The organism is Mycobacterium sp. 3519A, assembly GCF_900240945.1.
In the GTDB taxonomy this organism is placed as follows: domain Bacteria; phylum Actinomycetota; class Actinomycetes; order Mycobacteriales; family Mycobacteriaceae; genus Mycobacterium.
Genome location: NZ_OESG01000014.1, coordinates 659,223 through 675,851 on the forward strand (window position 1 = coordinate 659,223; position 16,629 = coordinate 675,851).

Annotated in this window: 18 protein-coding genes; 9 read left to right on the forward strand and 9 right to left on the reverse strand. The window is 67.3% G+C overall.

Annotation, left to right across the window (positions count from 1 at the left end; translation table 11 throughout):
• Position 1: 1 nt before the first annotated feature.
• Complete coding sequence (locus tag C1A30_RS24275) at positions 2 to 865, reverse strand: ABC transporter permease (RefSeq protein ID WP_101952850.1); 864 nt, start codon at positions 863 to 865, stop codon at positions 2 to 4.
• A 209-nt stretch (positions 866 to 1,074) separates the two neighbouring features.
• Between C1A30_RS24275 and C1A30_RS24280 the strand changes: the two genes are divergently transcribed.
• From C1A30_RS24280 to C1A30_RS24290, 3 genes are read left to right on the forward strand one after another with little or no spacing between them, the layout of a single operon-like run.
• Positions 1,075 to 2,598: a Re/Si-specific NAD(P)(+) transhydrogenase subunit alpha gene (locus C1A30_RS24280; RefSeq protein WP_101950895.1), complete on the forward strand. Its 1,524-nt coding sequence runs from the start codon at positions 1,075 to 1,077 to the stop codon at positions 2,596 to 2,598.
• A 1-nt stretch (position 2,599) separates the two neighbouring features.
• On the forward strand, positions 2,600 to 4,039 hold the full coding sequence (pntB, locus tag C1A30_RS24285; RefSeq protein WP_101950896.1) for a Re/Si-specific NAD(P)(+) transhydrogenase subunit beta: 1,440 nt from the start codon (positions 2,600 to 2,602) through the stop codon (positions 4,037 to 4,039).
• A gap of 7 nt (positions 4,040 to 4,046) precedes the next feature.
• Positions 4,047 to 5,186, forward strand: coding sequence for an acyl-CoA dehydrogenase family protein (locus tag C1A30_RS24290; protein WP_101950897.1), 1,140 nt, complete (start codon positions 4,047 to 4,049; stop codon positions 5,184 to 5,186).
• A 60-nt stretch (positions 5,187 to 5,246) separates the two neighbouring features.
• Here the strand turns inward: C1A30_RS24290 and C1A30_RS24295 are convergent, their stop codons facing one another.
• Positions 5,247 to 6,449 carry a sensor histidine kinase gene (locus tag C1A30_RS24295; RefSeq protein WP_101950898.1) on the reverse strand — a complete coding sequence of 401 codons (1,203 nt, stop codon included), beginning with the start codon at positions 6,447 to 6,449 and terminating at the stop codon, positions 5,247 to 5,249.
• Between the two features lies 1 nt (position 6,450).
• Complete coding sequence (locus C1A30_RS24300) at positions 6,451 to 7,092, reverse strand: response regulator transcription factor (RefSeq protein WP_101952851.1); 642 nt, start codon at positions 7,090 to 7,092, stop codon at positions 6,451 to 6,453.
• Between the two features lie 176 nt (positions 7,093 to 7,268).
• Here C1A30_RS24300 and C1A30_RS24305 point away from each other — a divergent pair, with 176 nt between their 5' ends.
• The 3 genes from C1A30_RS24305 (at position 7,269) to C1A30_RS24315 (ending at position 8,804) form a co-directional block, all read left to right on the forward strand.
• The gene (locus C1A30_RS24305; protein WP_101950899.1) at positions 7,269 to 7,499 is read left to right on the forward strand and encodes a hypothetical protein; all 231 of its coding nucleotides are present in this window, start codon (positions 7,269 to 7,271) and stop codon (positions 7,497 to 7,499) included.
• A 62-nt stretch (positions 7,500 to 7,561) separates the two neighbouring features.
• Positions 7,562 to 8,425 (forward strand): LLM class F420-dependent oxidoreductase, encoded by an 864-nt coding sequence (locus C1A30_RS24310; protein WP_101950900.1) that lies wholly within the window; start codon positions 7,562 to 7,564, stop codon positions 8,423 to 8,425.
• A 148-nt stretch (positions 8,426 to 8,573) separates the two neighbouring features.
• The gene (locus C1A30_RS24315; protein ID WP_101950901.1) at positions 8,574 to 8,804 is read left to right on the forward strand and encodes a hypothetical protein; all 231 of its coding nucleotides are present in this window, start codon (positions 8,574 to 8,576) and stop codon (positions 8,802 to 8,804) included.
• A 63-nt stretch (positions 8,805 to 8,867) separates the two neighbouring features.
• Here C1A30_RS24315 and C1A30_RS24320 read toward each other — a convergent pair whose 3' ends face one another.
• The gene (locus tag C1A30_RS24320; RefSeq protein WP_101950902.1) at positions 8,868 to 9,329 is read right to left on the reverse strand and encodes a nuclear transport factor 2 family protein; all 462 of its coding nucleotides are present in this window, start codon (positions 9,327 to 9,329) and stop codon (positions 8,868 to 8,870) included.
• A gap of 78 nt (positions 9,330 to 9,407) precedes the next feature.
• On the opposite strand from C1A30_RS24320, the gene C1A30_RS24325 reads away from it, so the two are divergent.
• The 3 genes from C1A30_RS24325 to C1A30_RS24335 are packed head-to-tail and all read left to right on the forward strand — an operon-like array spanning position 9,408 to position 12,129.
• Positions 9,408 to 10,628 carry an acyl-CoA dehydrogenase family protein gene (locus tag C1A30_RS24325; RefSeq protein WP_200828528.1) on the forward strand — a complete coding sequence of 407 codons (1,221 nt, stop codon included), beginning with the start codon at positions 9,408 to 9,410 and terminating at the stop codon, positions 10,626 to 10,628.
• Positions 10,628 to 11,425, forward strand: a complete 798-nt coding sequence (locus C1A30_RS24330) for a tyrosine-protein phosphatase (protein WP_101950904.1) — start codon at positions 10,628 to 10,630, stop codon at positions 11,423 to 11,425. The genes C1A30_RS24325 and C1A30_RS24330 overlap by 1 nt, the downstream gene beginning before the upstream one ends.
• A 47-nt stretch (positions 11,426 to 11,472) precedes the next feature.
• On the forward strand, positions 11,473 to 12,129 hold the full coding sequence (locus tag C1A30_RS24335; protein WP_101950905.1) for a fatty-acid--CoA ligase: 657 nt from the start codon (positions 11,473 to 11,475) through the stop codon (positions 12,127 to 12,129).
• Here the strand turns inward: C1A30_RS24335 and C1A30_RS24340 are convergent.
• From C1A30_RS24340 to C1A30_RS24360, 5 genes are read right to left on the reverse strand one after another with little or no spacing between them, the layout of a single operon-like run.
• A complete protein-coding gene (locus C1A30_RS24340) occupies positions 12,089 to 12,574 on the reverse strand; it encodes a DUF456 domain-containing protein (RefSeq protein WP_101950906.1) in 486 nt (161 codons plus the stop codon). The genes C1A30_RS24335 and C1A30_RS24340 overlap by 41 nt on opposite strands.
• Positions 12,571 to 13,266, reverse strand: a complete 696-nt coding sequence (locus C1A30_RS24345; protein WP_101950907.1) for a haloacid dehalogenase type II — start codon at positions 13,264 to 13,266, stop codon at positions 12,571 to 12,573. The genes C1A30_RS24340 and C1A30_RS24345 overlap by 4 nt, the downstream gene beginning before the upstream one ends.
• Positions 13,263 to 14,225: an NADPH:quinone oxidoreductase family protein gene (locus C1A30_RS24350; RefSeq protein ID WP_101950908.1), complete on the reverse strand. Its 963-nt coding sequence runs from the start codon at positions 14,223 to 14,225 to the stop codon at positions 13,263 to 13,265. The genes C1A30_RS24345 and C1A30_RS24350 overlap by 4 nt, the downstream gene beginning before the upstream one ends.
• Positions 14,226 to 14,229: 4 nt before the next feature.
• On the reverse strand, positions 14,230 to 15,093 hold the full coding sequence (locus C1A30_RS24355) for an SDR family oxidoreductase (RefSeq protein WP_101950909.1): 864 nt from the start codon (positions 15,091 to 15,093) through the stop codon (positions 14,230 to 14,232).
• A 12-nt stretch (positions 15,094 to 15,105) separates the two neighbouring features.
• Positions 15,106 to 16,515, reverse strand: a complete 1,410-nt coding sequence (locus tag C1A30_RS24360; RefSeq protein WP_101950910.1) for an aldehyde dehydrogenase family protein — start codon at positions 16,513 to 16,515, stop codon at positions 15,106 to 15,108.
• Positions 16,516 to 16,629: the final 114 nt, after the last annotated feature.

Below are 16,629 nucleotides of genomic sequence, written 5' to 3' on the forward strand. Positions count from 1 at the left end.
TTCACACCTTTCCAATCCACGGGACGCTGCGCCGTTCCACGGCGCGAAGCAGACCGTCGATGACAAGGCCGGAGATTCCGATGGCGAAGATGCCGACCAGCACGACGGGGGTGTTGTTGTAGTTACTTGCGTCTTTGACGAGGCCGCCGATGCCGGGCAGCCCGTTGAACAGTTCGGCGGCGACCACCGACGAGTACGCCATGCCGACGGCAAGCCGGATGCCGGTGAAGGTCTCCGGCAGCGCGGACGGCACGACGACGTCGCGGATCACGTCGCGGCGGGACGCGCCCAACGCCCTGGCGGCCTCCTGCAGCCCGACCGGGGCCGCGACCACCGCGGCGGTGGTGGCGACCGCGGCGGGCGGAAGCGCGGCCAGCGCCAGCAGGGTGATCTTCGGGGCCTCGTCGATGCCGAGCCAGATCACCAGGAGAAAGAAGTAGGCCAGCGGCGGCAGCGCCCGCAGGAACGTCAGCCACGGTTCGAGCACGCTGCGCACCCAACTGACCGAGCCCATCACCAGGCCGAGCAGAACACCGAGCACGACACCGATGACCACGCCTGCGAAGACGCGGCGCAACGTCATGTAGAGGTGCTCGCACAACAGGTAGCCGGCGTAGCCGCGGACCCCGTCATGGGTGGTGGAGACGTCGAGGAAGGCGCGCCACACCGCACTGGGATAGGGCACGAACGTCTGGTTCCAGATGCCGCTGACGGCGACGGCCTGCCAGACGACGAAAAACACGATCACCGACAGCAGCGGCAAAGCGGCGCGGGTCAGCCGACCACGCCACTTGCCGGACGGCACGACCGCCGCCGGCGAGTCTACGAGCGACTCGTCGGGAGCGATATCCACGAATACCGACACCCGGACACAATTGCCGCTGGCTGCGTTGCTGGGAATGGCTGCGCTCAGCACGAGTTTTATTGCCCGCGGCGTCAGACGCCACAGGACACGTGGCGTAGTTCTGTCAACTCTTAGACTGACGTATTCCACTCGTCCCATGACGAGCTGTGTCGAGGGGGCATCGTCGCACCTCGACCGGACCGTGACAGCACTAGATCGGATCGAAATCGATGATCATCGGGATCCCGCGAGAGTCGCTGCCTGGGGAAACCCGGGTGGCCGCGACGCCCCAGACGGTGGGCCAACTCATCAAGCTCGGCTATGAGGTAGTCGTCGAGTCCGGCGCTGGCGCCGCCTCGAGCTTCTCCGATGCGGCGTTCAACGAGGCGGGCGCGGAGATCGGCGACGCCTGGACCGCCGACGTGGTGCTCAAGGTCAACGCGCCGGACAAAGCCGAGATCGCGGCTTTGCGCGAAGGCGCCACGTTGATCAGCCTGATCTCGCCTGCGCTGAAGCCTGAGCTCGTCGAGCAGCTGGCCACCCGCCCGATCACGGTGCTGGCCATGGACGCCGTTCCGCGGATCTCCCGGGCCCAGTCGATGGACGTGCTGTCGTCGATGGCGAACATCGCCGGCTATCGCGCCGTCATCGAGGCCGCAGGAAAGTTCGGCCGGTTCTTCACGGGGCAGGTGACCGCGGCGGGCAAGGTGCCGCCTGCCAAGGTGCTCGTCGTCGGCGCAGGCGTCGCCGGCCTCGCGGCCATCGGCGCCGCGGGCAGCCTCGGCGCCATCGTGCGCGCCACCGACCCCAGGCCCGAGGTCGCCGATCAGGTCGCCTCGCTGGGCGGTGAGTACCTGGCGGTGGATCCGGCCGCGGCTGAAGTGTCGGCCACCGGCTACGCCAAGGAGATGGGCGACGACTACAAGGCCCGCGAGGCGCAGCTGTACGCCGAGCAGTCCAAGGACGTCGACATCATCATCACCACCGCGCTGATCCCCGGTAAGCCCGCGCCGCGCATCATCACCGCAGACATGGTGGCTTCGATGAAGCCCGGCAGCGTCATCGTCGACATGGCCGCGGCCAACGGCGGCAACGTCGAGGGCACCGTGAAGGACCAGGCGATCGTCACCGACAACGGCGTGACGATCATCGGCTACACCGATCTGGCGGGCCGGCTGCCCGCGCAGGCGTCCCAGCTGTACGGCACCAACCTGGTCAACCTGCTCAAGCTGCTCACACCGGAGAAGGACGGCAAGCTGATCCTCGACTTCGAGGACGTCGTGCAGCGCTCGGTGACGGTGGTCCGCGACGGCGAGATCACCTGGCCGCCGCCGCCGGTGCAGGTGTCCGCGGCGCCTGCCGCCGCCGCGGCGGCCCCGGTCGAGACCAAGCCGGCCAAGCAGCCGATGACGATCGCGCGCCGGTTGGGGTTGACCTTCGCCGCCGCAGCCGTGCTCTTCGCGCTGATCGCGCTGTCACCGGCAGCGTTGCAGGTGCACCTGACGGTGTTCGCGTTGGCCATCGTGATCGGCTACTACGTGATCGGCAATGTGCACCACGCGCTGCACACCCCGCTGATGTCGGTGACCAACGCGATCTCCGGGATCATCGTCGTCGGCGCCCTGTTGCAGATCGGCCACGGTGCTGCCGTCGTCACCGTGCTGGCCACCCTGGCGACCCTGCTCGCCAGCATCAACGTCTTCGGCGGTTTCGCGGTCACCCGCCGCATGCTGGCCATGTTCTCGAGGAGCTGAGATGTTTACCCTGGAAACCACCGCGACCGCGGCGTACGTCGTCGCGGCGTTGCTGTTCATCCTCGCGCTGGCCGGCCTGTCCAAGCATGAAACATCAAGGGCGGGTAACACTTTCGGCATTGTCGGGATGGCTGTCGCGTTGATCGCGACGATCGCGCTCGCGTTCGCCCGTCACATCGAACCGCTGGGCGTGGCGCTGTTGTTCGGCGCCATGGCCATCGGCGCGGCGATCGGCCTGTGGCGCGCGAAGGTCGTCGAGATGACCGGTATGCCCGAGTTGATCGCGCTGCTGCACTCGTTCGTCGGCCTCGCCGCCGTGCTGGTCGGCTGGAACGGCTACCTGGACGTGGAACATGACCTGGTCAGCGCCGAGGCCGTGACGCTGCAGCACGAGGGCTTGCTTGGCATCCACTCGGCCGAGGTGGTGATCGGCATCTTCATCGGCGCCGTGACGTTCACCGGTTCGATCGTGGCCAACCTCAAGCTGTCGGCGCGCATCAAGTCGGCGCCGATGATGCTGCCGGGCAAGAACTTCCTCAACGTCGGCGCGCTCGTCGTCTTCGCCGCGCTGACCGTGTGGTTCGTGATCGACCCGCAGCTGTGGCTGCTGGTGGTGGTCACCGTGCTGGCGCTGCTGCTGGGCTGGCACCTGGTCGCCTCGATCGGTGGCGGCGACATGCCGGTGGTGGTGTCGATGCTGAACAGCTATTCCGGCTGGGCCGCAGCGGCTTCGGGCTTCCTGCTGTCCAACGATCTGCTGATCGTCACCGGCGCGCTGGTCGGGTCCTCGGGTGCCTACCTGTCCTACATCATGTGCAAGGCGATGAACCGGTCGTTCATCTCCGTGATCGCAGGCGGTTTCGGCATCGAGGCGGGCCCCGCCGACGACAAGGACTACGGCGAGCACCGCGAGATCACCGCCGAGGGCGCCGCCGAACTGCTCGAGTCGGCCAGTTCGGTGATCATCACGCCGGGCTACGGCATGGCCGTCGCCCAGGCCCAGTACGGCGTCGCCGACCTGACCCGCAGGCTGCGCGACCGCGGCGTCAACGTCCGGTTCGGCATCCACCCCGTCGCGGGCCGGCTGCCCGGCCACATGAACGTGCTGCTGGCCGAGGCCAAGGTGCCCTACGACATCGTCCTGGAGATGGACGAGATCAACGACGACTTCGACGACACCGACGTCGTGCTCGTCATCGGCGCCAACGACACCGTCAACCCGGCCGCCTCCGAGGACCCGGGCAGCCCGATCGCAGGCATGCCGGTGCTGACGGTGTGGAACGCCAACAACGTGATCGTGTTCAAGCGGTCCATGGCGTCGGGGTACGCGGGCGTACAGAACCCGCTGTTCTTCCGGCAGAACACCCAGATGCTGTTCGGTGACGCCAAGGACCGGGTCGACGCGATCAACGCGGCGCTCTCGGTCACCGAGAAGGTCTAGCCCTCCGATGCCCGTCGACCGGTTGTTGCCTTCACAGGACGCCGAGGACCTGATCGCGCTGACGCGGGAGATCTGCGACAAGGTGCTCGACCCGATCGTCGACGCACACGAGAAGGCCGAGACCTACCCGGACGGCGTGTTCGCCCAACTGGGCGCCGCGGGGCTGCTGAGCCTCCCGCAACCGGAGGAGTGGGGCGGCGGCGGTCAGCCGTACGAGGTCTATCTGCAGGTGCTCGAGGAGATCGCGGCGCGGTGGGCGGCCGTCGCGGTCGCCGTCAGCGTGCACAGCTTGTCGTCGCATCCGTTGCTGGCCTTCGGCACCGAGGAGCAGAAGCGCCGCTGGCTGCCGGACATGCTCAGCGGTGCGCAGATCGGCGCGTACAGCCTGTCCGAACCGCAGGCCGGTTCGGATGCCGCGGCGCTGCAGTGCAAGGCGGTGTTTTCGGACGGCCGCTACGTGCTCAACGGCGCCAAGTCGTGGATCACCCACGGCGGGCGGGCGGACTTCTACACGTTGTTCGCGCGCACCGGTGAAGGCTCCCGCGGGGTGTTGTGCTTCCTCGTGCCGGGTGATCTCGCGGGCCTGAGTTTCGGCAAGCCCGAAGAGAAGATGGGCCTGCACGCGGTGCCGACGACGTCGGCGTTCTACGACAACGCGGTTGTCGAGGCGGACCGGTTGATCGGCGCCGAGGGTCAGGGCCTGCAGATCGCTTTCTCGGCGTTGGACTCCGGACGGTTGGGCATCGCCGCGGTCGCCGTCGGGCTGGCGCAGGCCGCGCTGGACGAGGCCGTCAAGTACGCCAACGAGCGAATGACGTTCGGGCGCAAGATCATCGACCATCAAGGGCTTGGCTTCCTGCTGGCCGATATGGCCGCCGCGGTCGCCAGCGCACGGGCCGCCTATCTGGATGCGGCGCGCCGACGCGATCTGGGTCGGCCGTATTCACAACAGGCCAGCGTCGCGAAGTTGGTGGCCACCGATGCCGCGATGAAGGTCACCACCGACGCGGTGCAGGTGCTGGGCGGGGTCGGTTACACGCGCGACTTCCGCGTCGAGCGGTACATGCGCGAGGCCAAGATCACCCAGATCTTCGAGGGCACCAACCAGATTCAGCGGCTGGTGATCGCGCGCGGGCTGACTTCCTAACTCCCGCGAGCCCCGCGAGCAGACGCAGAAACGTGTTGACACGCCGCGGTGGACACGTTTCTATGTCTGCTCGCCGGGAGAGGGTTCCCGTGGGGAGGTGATCGTCACCGCGGTGCCGTGGCCGACCCGCGAGTCGATGTCCATCGCACCGCCCATGGCGTCGAACCGGGCCAGCAGCGAGCCAAGGCCGATGTGGCCGTCGGCGACGTACTGCGCGACGATCGCGGGATCGAAGCCGGCGCCGTCGTCGTCGATCGTCATCACGATGCGATCGCCCTTGCGGGCCAGACTGACACGCACCGTGGTCGCCTTCGCATGCTTGCTGATGTTGGTCAGCAGTTCGCGGGCGGCCCGATACAGCAGGGCCTGCGATTCGGGTTTGCCCACATCCTCCAGGTCGGCCTCGACGACGAGGTCGGTGCGGGACTCCAACTGCCGCAACAGCTCCCGCACCGCGGCGGTGAGGCCCAGCTGTGCCAGCACCTGCGGGTGCAGCTGGGTGACGGTCGACCGCAGCCCGGTCGCGGTCTCCTGCAGCGCGGCGTAGACCATGTCGAGCGCAGGATCGGGGTTTCGTTCGCGCGCCTCATCCAGTTCGAGGCGCGCCGCCAGCAGCGTCTGCAGCGGGCCGTCGTGCAGGTGCTCGGCGACCTCGCGGTTGTGCCGCTCGTCGGATTGCATTGCCTCCGAGACGAGTTGGCGCCGCATCTCCTGCAGCGCCTTCACCCGCGCCGACCGGCGGGCGAGCACGTAACACAGCGCGGTCACCGCCACGGCCAACCACAACAGAAAGCCGAAGTGCGTGTACACCATGTTCGGCAGTCCGACCTTGTCGTCGCGTTTGGAGTAGAAGATCCACACCGCGAGATAACCTGCCGCGGTGACGGTTCCGATGATCGCCGTCATCTGTGGCCGGTCCTGAAGCGCCACCGAGATCGGCAGCAGGAAGAAGACGGGCAGCAGCGCCGCGGTCGCACCGCCGGACACCAGGCACAGCGTCAGGATCACCACCAAGTCGACGGCGGTGGACGCCCAATCCCCCCATCGGGGCACCGGACCTTTCATCACCGCCACCAACCACAGCGCCGCGGCCACCCCGTACACACCGAGAATCACCGCGTACAGCGCCGGCAGCCAGTGGTCGACCTCCCAGATCCACACCAGGACGGCGATCAGCCCGATCAGCGGCAGCCGCAGCACCGCCGAGACGCGTACCGGTTCGGCGGCGAGGTACTCGATGAACGGTTGGACGGAGCGCGCCACGCTACTCCAGCAGCTTGCGGCGCATCGCCTCCGCGACGGCGGCGGCCCGGTCGCTGACACCGAGCTTCTCGTACAGCCGCTGCACGTGGGTCTTCACCGTCGACGGGGCCAGGAACAGCTCCTTGGCCATCGCGGGAATGCTGCTGCCCGCGGCGATCAGTTTGAGCACCTCACGCTCACGCGGGCTCAGCACCGGGCCCTCCGGTTCGGCGCGCTTGCGGATCTCGCCTGCCAACCCTGCGGCGAGGCTGGGCGCCACCACATCTCGGCCCTTCGCGCAGTCCAGCACCGCATTGATCAGCTCGCTGCGGGTCGACTCCTTCGGCAGGAAGCCGGCCGCGCCCTCTTGTAGCGCCCGGAACACGATCGCCGACTCGTCGTGCGCGGACACCAGCAGCACCCGGGTCGGCAGTTCGTCGCGTTGCACGGCGGCCGCCACCTCCGCCCCGTCCATGCCCGGCATGCGGTAGTCCAGCAGCGCCACCTGCGGCGAATGCGCCCTAATCGCCTCCAGCGCTGACAGGCCGTCGTCGGCTTCGGCGACCACCTCGATCGACCCACTCGACGTCAGCGCGCGGACCACCCCGTCGCGGAACAGCGGATGGTCGTCACCGACCACCACGCGGACCTTTTCGCTGGTCATGCAGCCAGCGTCGCACAGCAGCACGCAGTTGTTCCCCCGATTGGGGGACCCGTGATTCATCCGTGTCGCCGTCCGATCACCGGACATACAACGGCGCCGCCGACCGGCAGTCTTGAGTCATCACCGGAACACACCGGCAGACAAGACCAAAAGTCAACGGAGACAGGAGAACTCAAATGAAGAACACCCGGATTTTCGCCCTCCCGATCATCGCCGCAGGCGTCATCGGCGGCGCCGCCCTCGGCCTGGCAGGCACCGCCTCCGCCGCCACCACCGAGGTCCAGCAGCCCAACATCGTCGCGGTGCCCTCGGTCAAAGCCCACCCCGCCCCGCACGCCCAGCCCGGCTGGTACTGGCACCACGGCGTCCACCACCTCGCCGACCTGCAGCCCAGCTACACCCGCTGACCATCGCCTGTCGAGGCCCTCGCCCAGGAATTGGGGGAGGGCCTCGACGTGTTGGGCCAGGTATGCGAATCGGCGTGGTGTTCCCCCAGACCGAACTCGGCGGCGACGCCTCGGCAGTGCGCGCCTACGGCCAACGGGTCGAGGAACTCGGTTACGCCCACCTGCTGGTCTACGACCACGTGGTCGGCGCGGACCCGTCGGTGCACGTCGGCTGGTCAGGTCCTTACGACGTCGACACGACGTTTCACGAGCCCCTGGTGATGTTCGGCTACCTCGCCGCGGTCACCACCACGCTGGAGCTGGTGACCGGCGTCATCATCCTGCCGCAACGGCAGGCCGTGCTGGTCGCCAAGCAGGCGGCGGAGGTCGACCTGCTCAGCGAGGGACGGCTGCGGTTGGGCGTCGGACTGGGCTGGAACGCCGTCGAGTACGAGGCGCTGGGTGAGGACTTCACCAACCGCGGCAGGCGGCTGACCGAGCAGGTCGAGGTGATGCGTCGGTTGTGGACCGAGCGCGCGGTGACCTTCGCGGGCAAGCACCACCGGTTGACCGGTGCCGGCCTCGCGCCGCTGCCCGTCCAGCGGCCCATCCCGGTGTGGATCGGCGCCTCGTCGCGGCCTGCACTGGAGCGCGCGGGCCGGGTGGCCGACGGCTGGTTCCCGATGATGGGGCCGGGCCCACAACTCGACGAGGCGCGCGACATCGTGGCGCGGTCGGCCGCCGCGGCGGGCAGGGACCCGTCGGCGCTTGGGATGGAGGGCCGCGTCAACTGGCGCGGTGACCGTCGGCAGGTTGCCGACGACCTCGCGCGATGGGCCGCCGTCGGCGCCACCCACGTGTCGGTGAACACGATGGGCGCCGGTCTGCGCAGCGTCGACGAACATCTGGCCGCGCTGACCGCGGTCGCCGAGAACCTCCCCGCCTGACACCTTCCCCCGATTGGGGGACAAGCGGTTCATCCTGTTTCACCTCCGATCGCCGGACATACAACGGCGCCGCCGACCGGCAGTCTTGAGTCATCGCCGGAACACACCGGCAGACAAGACCAAAAGTCAACGGAGACAGGAGAACTCAATGAAGAACACCCGGATTTTCGCCCTTCCGATCATCGCCGCAGGCGTCATCGGCGGCGCCGCCCTCGGCCTGGCAGGCACCGCATCCGCCGCCACCACCGAGGTCCAGCAGCCCAACATCGTCGCGGTGCCCTCGGTCAAAGCCCACCCCGCCCCGCACGCCCAGCCCGGCTGGTACTGGCACCACGGCGTCCACCACCTCGCCGACCTGCAGCCCAGCTACTCCCGCTGACGCTCCCAGACCGGAACCCTCCCCGAAGTAGCCCCGGGGAGGGTTTCTCTGTTCAGCGGCCGGTCACCACAGCGGGATGTCGAGCCCGTACTCCGATTCCGGTCGGGGACCGAAGTAGCGCCGCTCCGACTCCTCGATCTTGACGTCGTTGATGCTGGCCTCGCGGCGGGCCATCAGGCCTTCCGGCGTGAACTCCCATAGCTCGTTGCCATAGCTGCGGTACCACTGCCCGTCGGCGTCGTGGCATTCATATTGGAAGCGCACCGCGATCCGGTTCTCCCGAAAGCCCCACAGGCTCTTGCGGAGGACGTAGTCCAGTTCGCGTTCCCACTTGCGGGTGAGGAACTCGACGATCTGTTCGCGCCCGAGGATGTGCTGGTCGCGGTTGCGCCAGTGCGAGTCCACCGTGTACGCGAGGCTGACCCTGTGGGGGTCACAACTGTTCCAGGCATCCTCGGCGGCCTGGACCTTCTGGCGCGCGCTGTCGACATTGAACGGGGGAAACGGTGGACGGCTCTCGGTCATGTCATGTTTGTACGCCCGATGAGCCGCCGTGATTCCCTCAATGGACAGGTGTCATATCGTGCAGGCATGGACTTCGCGATGTCGGCCAAGGGCCAGGACTACTACGACCGGCTGGCAGATTTCATGGTCGAGCACGTCTTCCCCGCCGAGGCCGCCTATGACGCGTATCGCGAGGAGAAGGGCCCCAAGGATCACACGGTCCCGCCAGTCGTCGAGGAACTCAAGAAGCTGGCCAAGGATCGCGGGCTGTGGAACCTCTTTCTGCCTGCGGAATCGGGGTTGACCAACCTGGAGTACGCGCCGCTGGCCGAGCTCACCGGTTGGAGCATGGAGTTGGCGCCCGAGGCCACCAACTGCGCAGCGCCCGACACCGGCAACATGGAGACGCTGCACCTGTTCGCCACCGAGGAGCAGCGCAAGCAGTGGCTCGAGCCGTTGCTCAACGGTGAGATCCGCAGCGCGTTCGCGATGACCGAGCCCGCGGTGGCCAGCAGCGATGCGCGCAACATTCAGACGACGATGCTGCGCGACGGCGACGACTATGTGATCAACGGGCGCAAGTGGTGGATCTCGGGCGCGGCCGACCCGCGCTGCAAGATCCTGATCGTGATGGGCCGCACCAACCCGGACGCGGCGAGCCACCAGCAGCAGTCGATGATCCTGGTGCCGGTCGATACCCCAGGGGTGTCGATCGAGCGGTCGCTTCCGGTGTTCGGCTGGCAGGACCAGCACGGGCACTGCGAGATCAGCTTCGACAACGTGCGGGTGCCGACGGCCAATCTGCTCGGCGAGGAGGGCAGCGGGTTCGCGATCGCCCAGGCCCGGCTCGGACCCGGCCGCATTCACCACTGCATGCGCGCCATCGGGGTGGCCGAGCGGGCCATGGCGCTGATGATCGACCGCGTCAACCGCCGCATCGCCTTCGGTAAGCCGTTGGCCGAGCAGGGCGTGGTGCAGCAGCAGGTTGCGTTGTCGCGCAACGAGATCGACCAGGCCCGGCTGCTGTGTCACAAGGCGGCATGGACCATCGACCAGCACGGCAACAAGAGCAAGGACGCTCAGCAGTTGGTCGCGATGATCAAAGCGGTGGCGCCGCAGATGGCGTGCAACGTGATCGACCGGGCGATCCAGGTGCACGGCGCCGCGGGTGTCAGCGACGACACTGTGCTGGCCCGGCTGTACGGCTGGCACCGGGCGATGCGGTTGTTCGACGGGCCCGACGAGGTGCACATGCGAACCATCGCGCGCAACGAACTGGGGCGCGAGAAGTCGCCTCTGGCAGCGGCGGTGACGCCCTAGTGTCTGTCGAGGTCGGCGAGCTGTCCGGCGCGTGGAACTTCCGCGACGTCGCCGAGGCGACCGGCATCCGGCCCGGCCGGTTCTTCCGCTCCAGTGAGCTGAGCCGCCTCGACGACGGTGGCCGGGACGCCTTCCGCCGACTGGGCATCACCGACGTCGCCGACCTCCGATCGGCCCGCGAGGTCGAGCGCCACGGCCCTGGCCTCGTGCCGCAGGGCGTCCAGGTGCACCTGCTGCATTTCCACGAGGTCTCGGCCGTCGACGGCGAGGCGCCGCACGAGACGGCGTTTCAGAAGATGATGAGCGAAAAGCCCGACGACGAAGACATCACCATCGCCGCCCGCAGGTTCATGACCGAGGAGTACACCCGTTTCCCGACGCTGGGCGGTGCGCAACGTGCTGTGCGGCAAGTCATTTCGCTGCTCGCCGACGAGCGCCCGGTGATCACGCACTGCTTCGCGGGCAAGGACCGCACCGGCTTCACGGTGGCGACGGTGCTTGACGCCATCGGAATCGACCGCGACGTCGTCGTCGAGGATTTCCTGCGCAGCAATGCCGCCGTGCCGCGGCTGCGCGAACAGATCATGGCTTCGATCAGGGAGCGCACCGACACCGACGAAGAAGTCACGTTCGCCGAGGCGCGGCTCACCGACGCGGTGCTGGGAGTGCACGAGGACTATCTGGACGCCTCCCGCCGGTCGATCGAAGAGAATTACGGTTCGCTCCGGGAGTACCTGACCGCCGCGGGCGTCACCGACGATGCGCTCGCCGGGGTTCGCGCAGCGCTGCTGGGATAGTTTCACGAAAGAACGCGCCTCGCGGGCGGTACCGTCCTTATCCGACGATGATTCCCGAAGCGCATTCACTGATACTGACCACCGACTACCGGGTGCCCGACCCGACGCGCGTGTGGCCGTTGTTGCAGCGACGCCGCGAGGGCCTCGCCGCGCTCGGTGCGCATCACGTGTTCGTCTTCACCTCCACCGCCGACCCGGAGCGGGTGCTGGTCACCATCGCGCTGCACACCCGCGAACCGGTCGCCGAACTTCTGCGCTCACGAGCGTTTTTCGAATGGTTCGACGCCGTCGGCGTCCAGGATCTGCCCGCGGTGTTCGCGGGTGAACTCATCGAACAGTTCGACTTCGTCGGCGATCCCACCGCCGCACCGACCGGCATTGTCGTCGTGGGTATCACGGTGGTCGACGACGTGGAGGAGTTCCGCGCCCACGTCCGTGCGGCCCGAGACATGTTCTTGAAGGCCGGAATTGCGCGACTGCGGATCTTCGAGGCGTTCGACGACCCCCACGAGGTGATGTTCCTGCACGAGTTGGTCGACGCCGACAGCGCAGAACGCTGGCTGCGCAGACCCGACATCGCCGCGGAATGGTTTGCCGACGCCGGCGTCGGCGCCTATCCGCCGTTGTTCATCGGCAGGTTCGCACACATGATGCGCATCGACGCTATTGAGTCAGGTAAACGCCAACCGCCCACGCCGCCGTAGCCAGCAACGCGCCGCACAGTTCCACCCCGACCGACAGCGCGACGCCTTTGAGCGCGTGCTTCGTCGACGTCCACGCCGCCCGCTGATCACGCCGCTTCGCCAGTTCGGCCACATAGATTCCCAGCACGAAACCGAGGAGCAGGCCGAGCACCGGGATCACGAAGAAGCCGATGATGCCCAGCACCGCACCGGCCAACAGGCTCCGGGTGCTGACGTCGGCGGCCCGCATCCGCCGCGCCGGCCACAGGTACTTGATCAGGGTGAACACCGCCAGCACCGCGGCCACCACGCCGAGCGTCACCCACGCCGTGACGTTGTGTTCGATGACGGCCCACACCGCAATCGCGCCGAACACCAGCAGCGTCCCGGGAAGCAGCGGCACCACGATGCCGACAAGCCCGACGGCGATCGCCAGCGCGACCAGGACGACGCCGGCGGTGCTCATGCACCCAACTGGTCGGCCAGATCCACGAAATCGGTTGCAGTGAAATCGAACTCGTCGGGACCGACAATCTGCGGCGCAGCGTCAGGTCCGTGTTCCAGCGGCCGGTCCACGTACGCGGTCTTCAGGCCTGCCGCGCTGGCGGCTCTCAGATCGCTGGGATGCGCGGCGACCAGCATCAGCTCGTCGGGGCGCACCCCGAGCAGATCGGCGCAGCCGAGGTAGGCCTCCCGATCGGGCTTGTAGTGGTGGAACAGCTCCGCGGAGATCACGCAATCCCACGGCAACCCGGCACGCTTGGCCATGTTGGTCAGCAGCGACAAGTTCCCGTTGGAAAGCGTTGTGATGGTGAACTTCTCCTTCAATCGCGTCAGCCCTGCGACGCTGTCCGGCCACGGGTCGAGCCGGTGCCACGCCCGATTCAGCTCGTCGATCTCCTCGGCCGTCACCGACATATCGCCGAGCAGTTCACCGAGGATCATCCGGTGCAGGTCGTCGATCCTGGTCCACGGCAGCTCACCGCGCCGCACCCGATCCATCGCCGGGGCGTAACCAGCCCGCCAGTCGTCGGCGAAGCTGGCCCAATCCCGTTGCAGCCCATGGCGTTGCCCGAACTGCTCCAGCTCGGCGATGATGCTGGACCGCCAATCCACCACCGTGCCGAACACGTCGAACGCCAACGCCTGCACGCTCACGGTTCCAGCACGACCTTCCCGAACACCCCGCCATCAGCCAGGCTCTGCAACGCGGCCCTGCCCTCGGACAGCGGGTATCGGATCGGCGGCGGTGGCCGCAGGCCCGCCTTGACCAACTCGTTGACACCGAACTCGAACAGCGCCTGCGCACCCGGCTTGCGGTTGACGTATTCGCCGTAACCGACGCCGATGACGCTGACGTTGCGCAGTAACAGCCGGTTGACCTTCACTGTCGGAATGCCGCCTGCCGCAAAGCCGATCACCAGCAGCCGGCCCTCGGTGTCCAGTGCGCGGATCGCGTCGTCGAACGCCTCGCCACCGATCGGATCGACCACCAGATCGACGCCGCGGCCGTCCGTCACGTCCTTCACCGCCTGCAGCCAACCGTCGGTCAGCGGCAACACCACGTCGGCGCCGAGCGTCTTGACGAATTCGGCGGCTTCCGGGCGATGCACCATCGCGACGACGCGCGCACCCAGCGCCTTGGCGATCTGCACCGACGCAGTGCCGATACCGCCGCCGGACCCGAGCACCAACACGGTCTCGCCGGCCCGCAGCGCGCCCCGCTTGGCGAGCGCGAAATACATCGTCTGGTAATTGCCAAGCAGCGCAACGGCTTCGGCATCGTCGATGTCGTCAGGCGTCGGTTTCAGGTTGGCGGCAGGCACCGCCACCTGCTCGGCCCATCCACCCAGCATCGCCAACGCGGTGACCCGTTGACCGACCGTGAACTCCGACTCGTACGGCGCCGACCGCACCACGCCCGCCACCTCCATCCCCGGGATGAACGGGGGCTCGAGGCGCAACTGGTACTCACCGCGGAGCAGCAGCAGGTCGGGAAAGCTCACCCCGGCCGCACCCACGTCGACGACGACCGCATCCTGGCTGCTCAGGTCGTCGACGTCGGTGTACACCAAACCTGACGGGCCGGAAAGTTCCTGCGCGACAAGCGCTTTCATCCGGTCAGCCGAGGCTGAAGGTGGCGTGCTTGGCGGCCGACAGGTCGGTGATCTCGCCCCACTTCGCGGCGACCTCGTCGACGCTGGGCACGTGGTCGAACGTGACGCCGTCGTTCTGGAACAGCGCCGCGCGCTGAATCTTGCCGCCACCGACGATGAAGATCGAAGCGGTCTCGGGCACCTCTTCGGTGCACAACTGCGCGACGACAGGTGCCACGTATTCCGGCGTCAGCTTCTCGAGGACCTCCTTGGGCAGGATGTCCTCGGTCATCCGGGTGGCGGCGATCGGCGCGACGGCGTTGGCCTTGATGTTGTACTTGGCGCCTTCCTGGGCCAGCGTGTTGATCAGGCCGACGAGGCCCAACTTGGCGGCGCTGTAGTTGGCCTGGCCGAAGTTGCCGAACAGTCCACTGGTCGACGTCGCGACCACTACCCGGCCGTAGCTGTTCTCGCGGAAGTGCGGCCACGCGGCGCGAATCACGTTGTAGCCGCCGTACAGGTGCACCTTGAGCACGGAGTCCCAGTTGGCGAACTCCATCTTGTGGAACGTGCCGTCGCGGAGGATGCCCGCGTTGCTCACCACGCCGTCGACCTTGCCGAACTCCTCGACCGCGGTCTTGATGATGTTCGCGGCGCCCTCCGGTTCGGCGACGGAGTCGTAGTTGGCGACGGCGCGACCGCCCGCGTCCTTGATCTCCTTGACCACCTGGTCCGCCATCGAGTGGCCGGCCCCGGTGCCGTCGCGGGCACCGCCGAGGTCGTTGACGACGACGCTGGCGCCTTCCCTGGCGAGCGTCAACGCATATTCGCGGCCCAGTCCGCCCCCGGCCCCGGTGACGACGATGACGCGATCCTGCACTCCTGGCATGAGGTTCCTTTCTCAGAACAGCCGTCTGGCGAGCTTGAAAGCCTTCTCTGTATACGGGGGATAGATGAACGCGCCGACGTCGGGTCGGGTCGGCTTGGTCATCACGGTCTTCTTGTGGCTGAACTGCTCGAAGCCGAACTTGCCGTGATACGCGCCCATGCCCGACGGACCGACGCCGCCGAACGGCAGCTTGTTGGTCGCGAAGTGGAACAACAGATGGTTGATCACCATGCCGCCTGCGGCCACTTCCTTGATCACCCGCTCGCGGATGCTCTTGGTCTTGGTGAACAGGTAGGCGGCCAGCGGCTTGGGCCGTGCATTCACGAATCCGATTGCGTCGTCCAGCGATTGAACGGTCACGATCGGCAGGATGGGCCCGAAGATCTCGTCGGTCATCAGCGGCTCGGCCGGGTCGGGGTCGACGACGACTGTCGGCTGGATGCTGATGGTGGACGCATCCGAACCGCCGCCGATGACGACCTCACCCTTGGTCGCGGCCAACGACGTGGTGAGCCGGTCGAAGTGGCGCTCGTTGACGATGCGCTTGCCGCCGGGGTTGTTCGCCTCGAACGTCGTCACCGCGTCCTTGATCTTGTCGACGAGTTCGTCGCGAATCTTGGCGTCGGCCAACACGTAGTCCGGGGCGATGCAGATCTGCCCGGAGTTGATCAGCTTGGTCCATGCGATCCGCTTGGCCGCGACGTCGATGTCGGCGTCGGCGGACACGATCACCGGGCTCTTGCCGCCCAACTCCAACGTGACGGGAGTCAGGTGCGGGGCGGCCGCTTCGTAGACCTTGCGGCCGATCTCGGTGCCGCCGGTGAAGCAGATGTGGTCGAAGCCCTGTGCGATCAATTCCTGGCTGCAATCGGCGCCGCCCTCGATCACCGCGATGGCGTCGTTGTCGAGGTAGCGCGACACCAGTTCGGCCATCAACGCCGACGAGGCGGGACACACCTCCGACGGCTTGAGCACGACGGTGTTGCCCGCGGAGATCGCCGCGACGGCCGGTCCCAGCGTCAGCACGAACGGGAAGTTCCACGCGCCGATGACCAGCACCGTGCCGAACGGCTCGTATTCGATCCACCCGCGGCCGGGCAGCTGCGACATCTCCAGCAGCCGGAACCTGCGGCGCATCCACTTCTTGACGTTCTTGGCGGCGTCCTTCGCTTCGCCTGCGGTGCTGGCGATATCGGCCAGCCACGCCTCGAACGGGCTGCGGCCCAGATCTTTTTCGAGGGCCTCGGTGATGGCGCCCTCGTTGTCGTTCATCATCTTCTCCAGCGCCTGAAGCTGCTGGATACGCCACTGCACACTTCTGGTTCGGCCGGAGTTGAACGTTTCCCGCAGCCGGTTGACGGTGCCTGGGATGTCGACGGCCGGTGTCTGGGCGGTTGCGCGCGCGACGGATTCGGTGGTCATGGTGGGGTGCCTTCCTGACCCGAGGACGGATACCCGATCCTAACCAACCGGTTGGCTCAGCCAACAGGTTCGGTTTCTTGTCAAAGGGGTCATCCCCTACTGACGTGTGGGCCC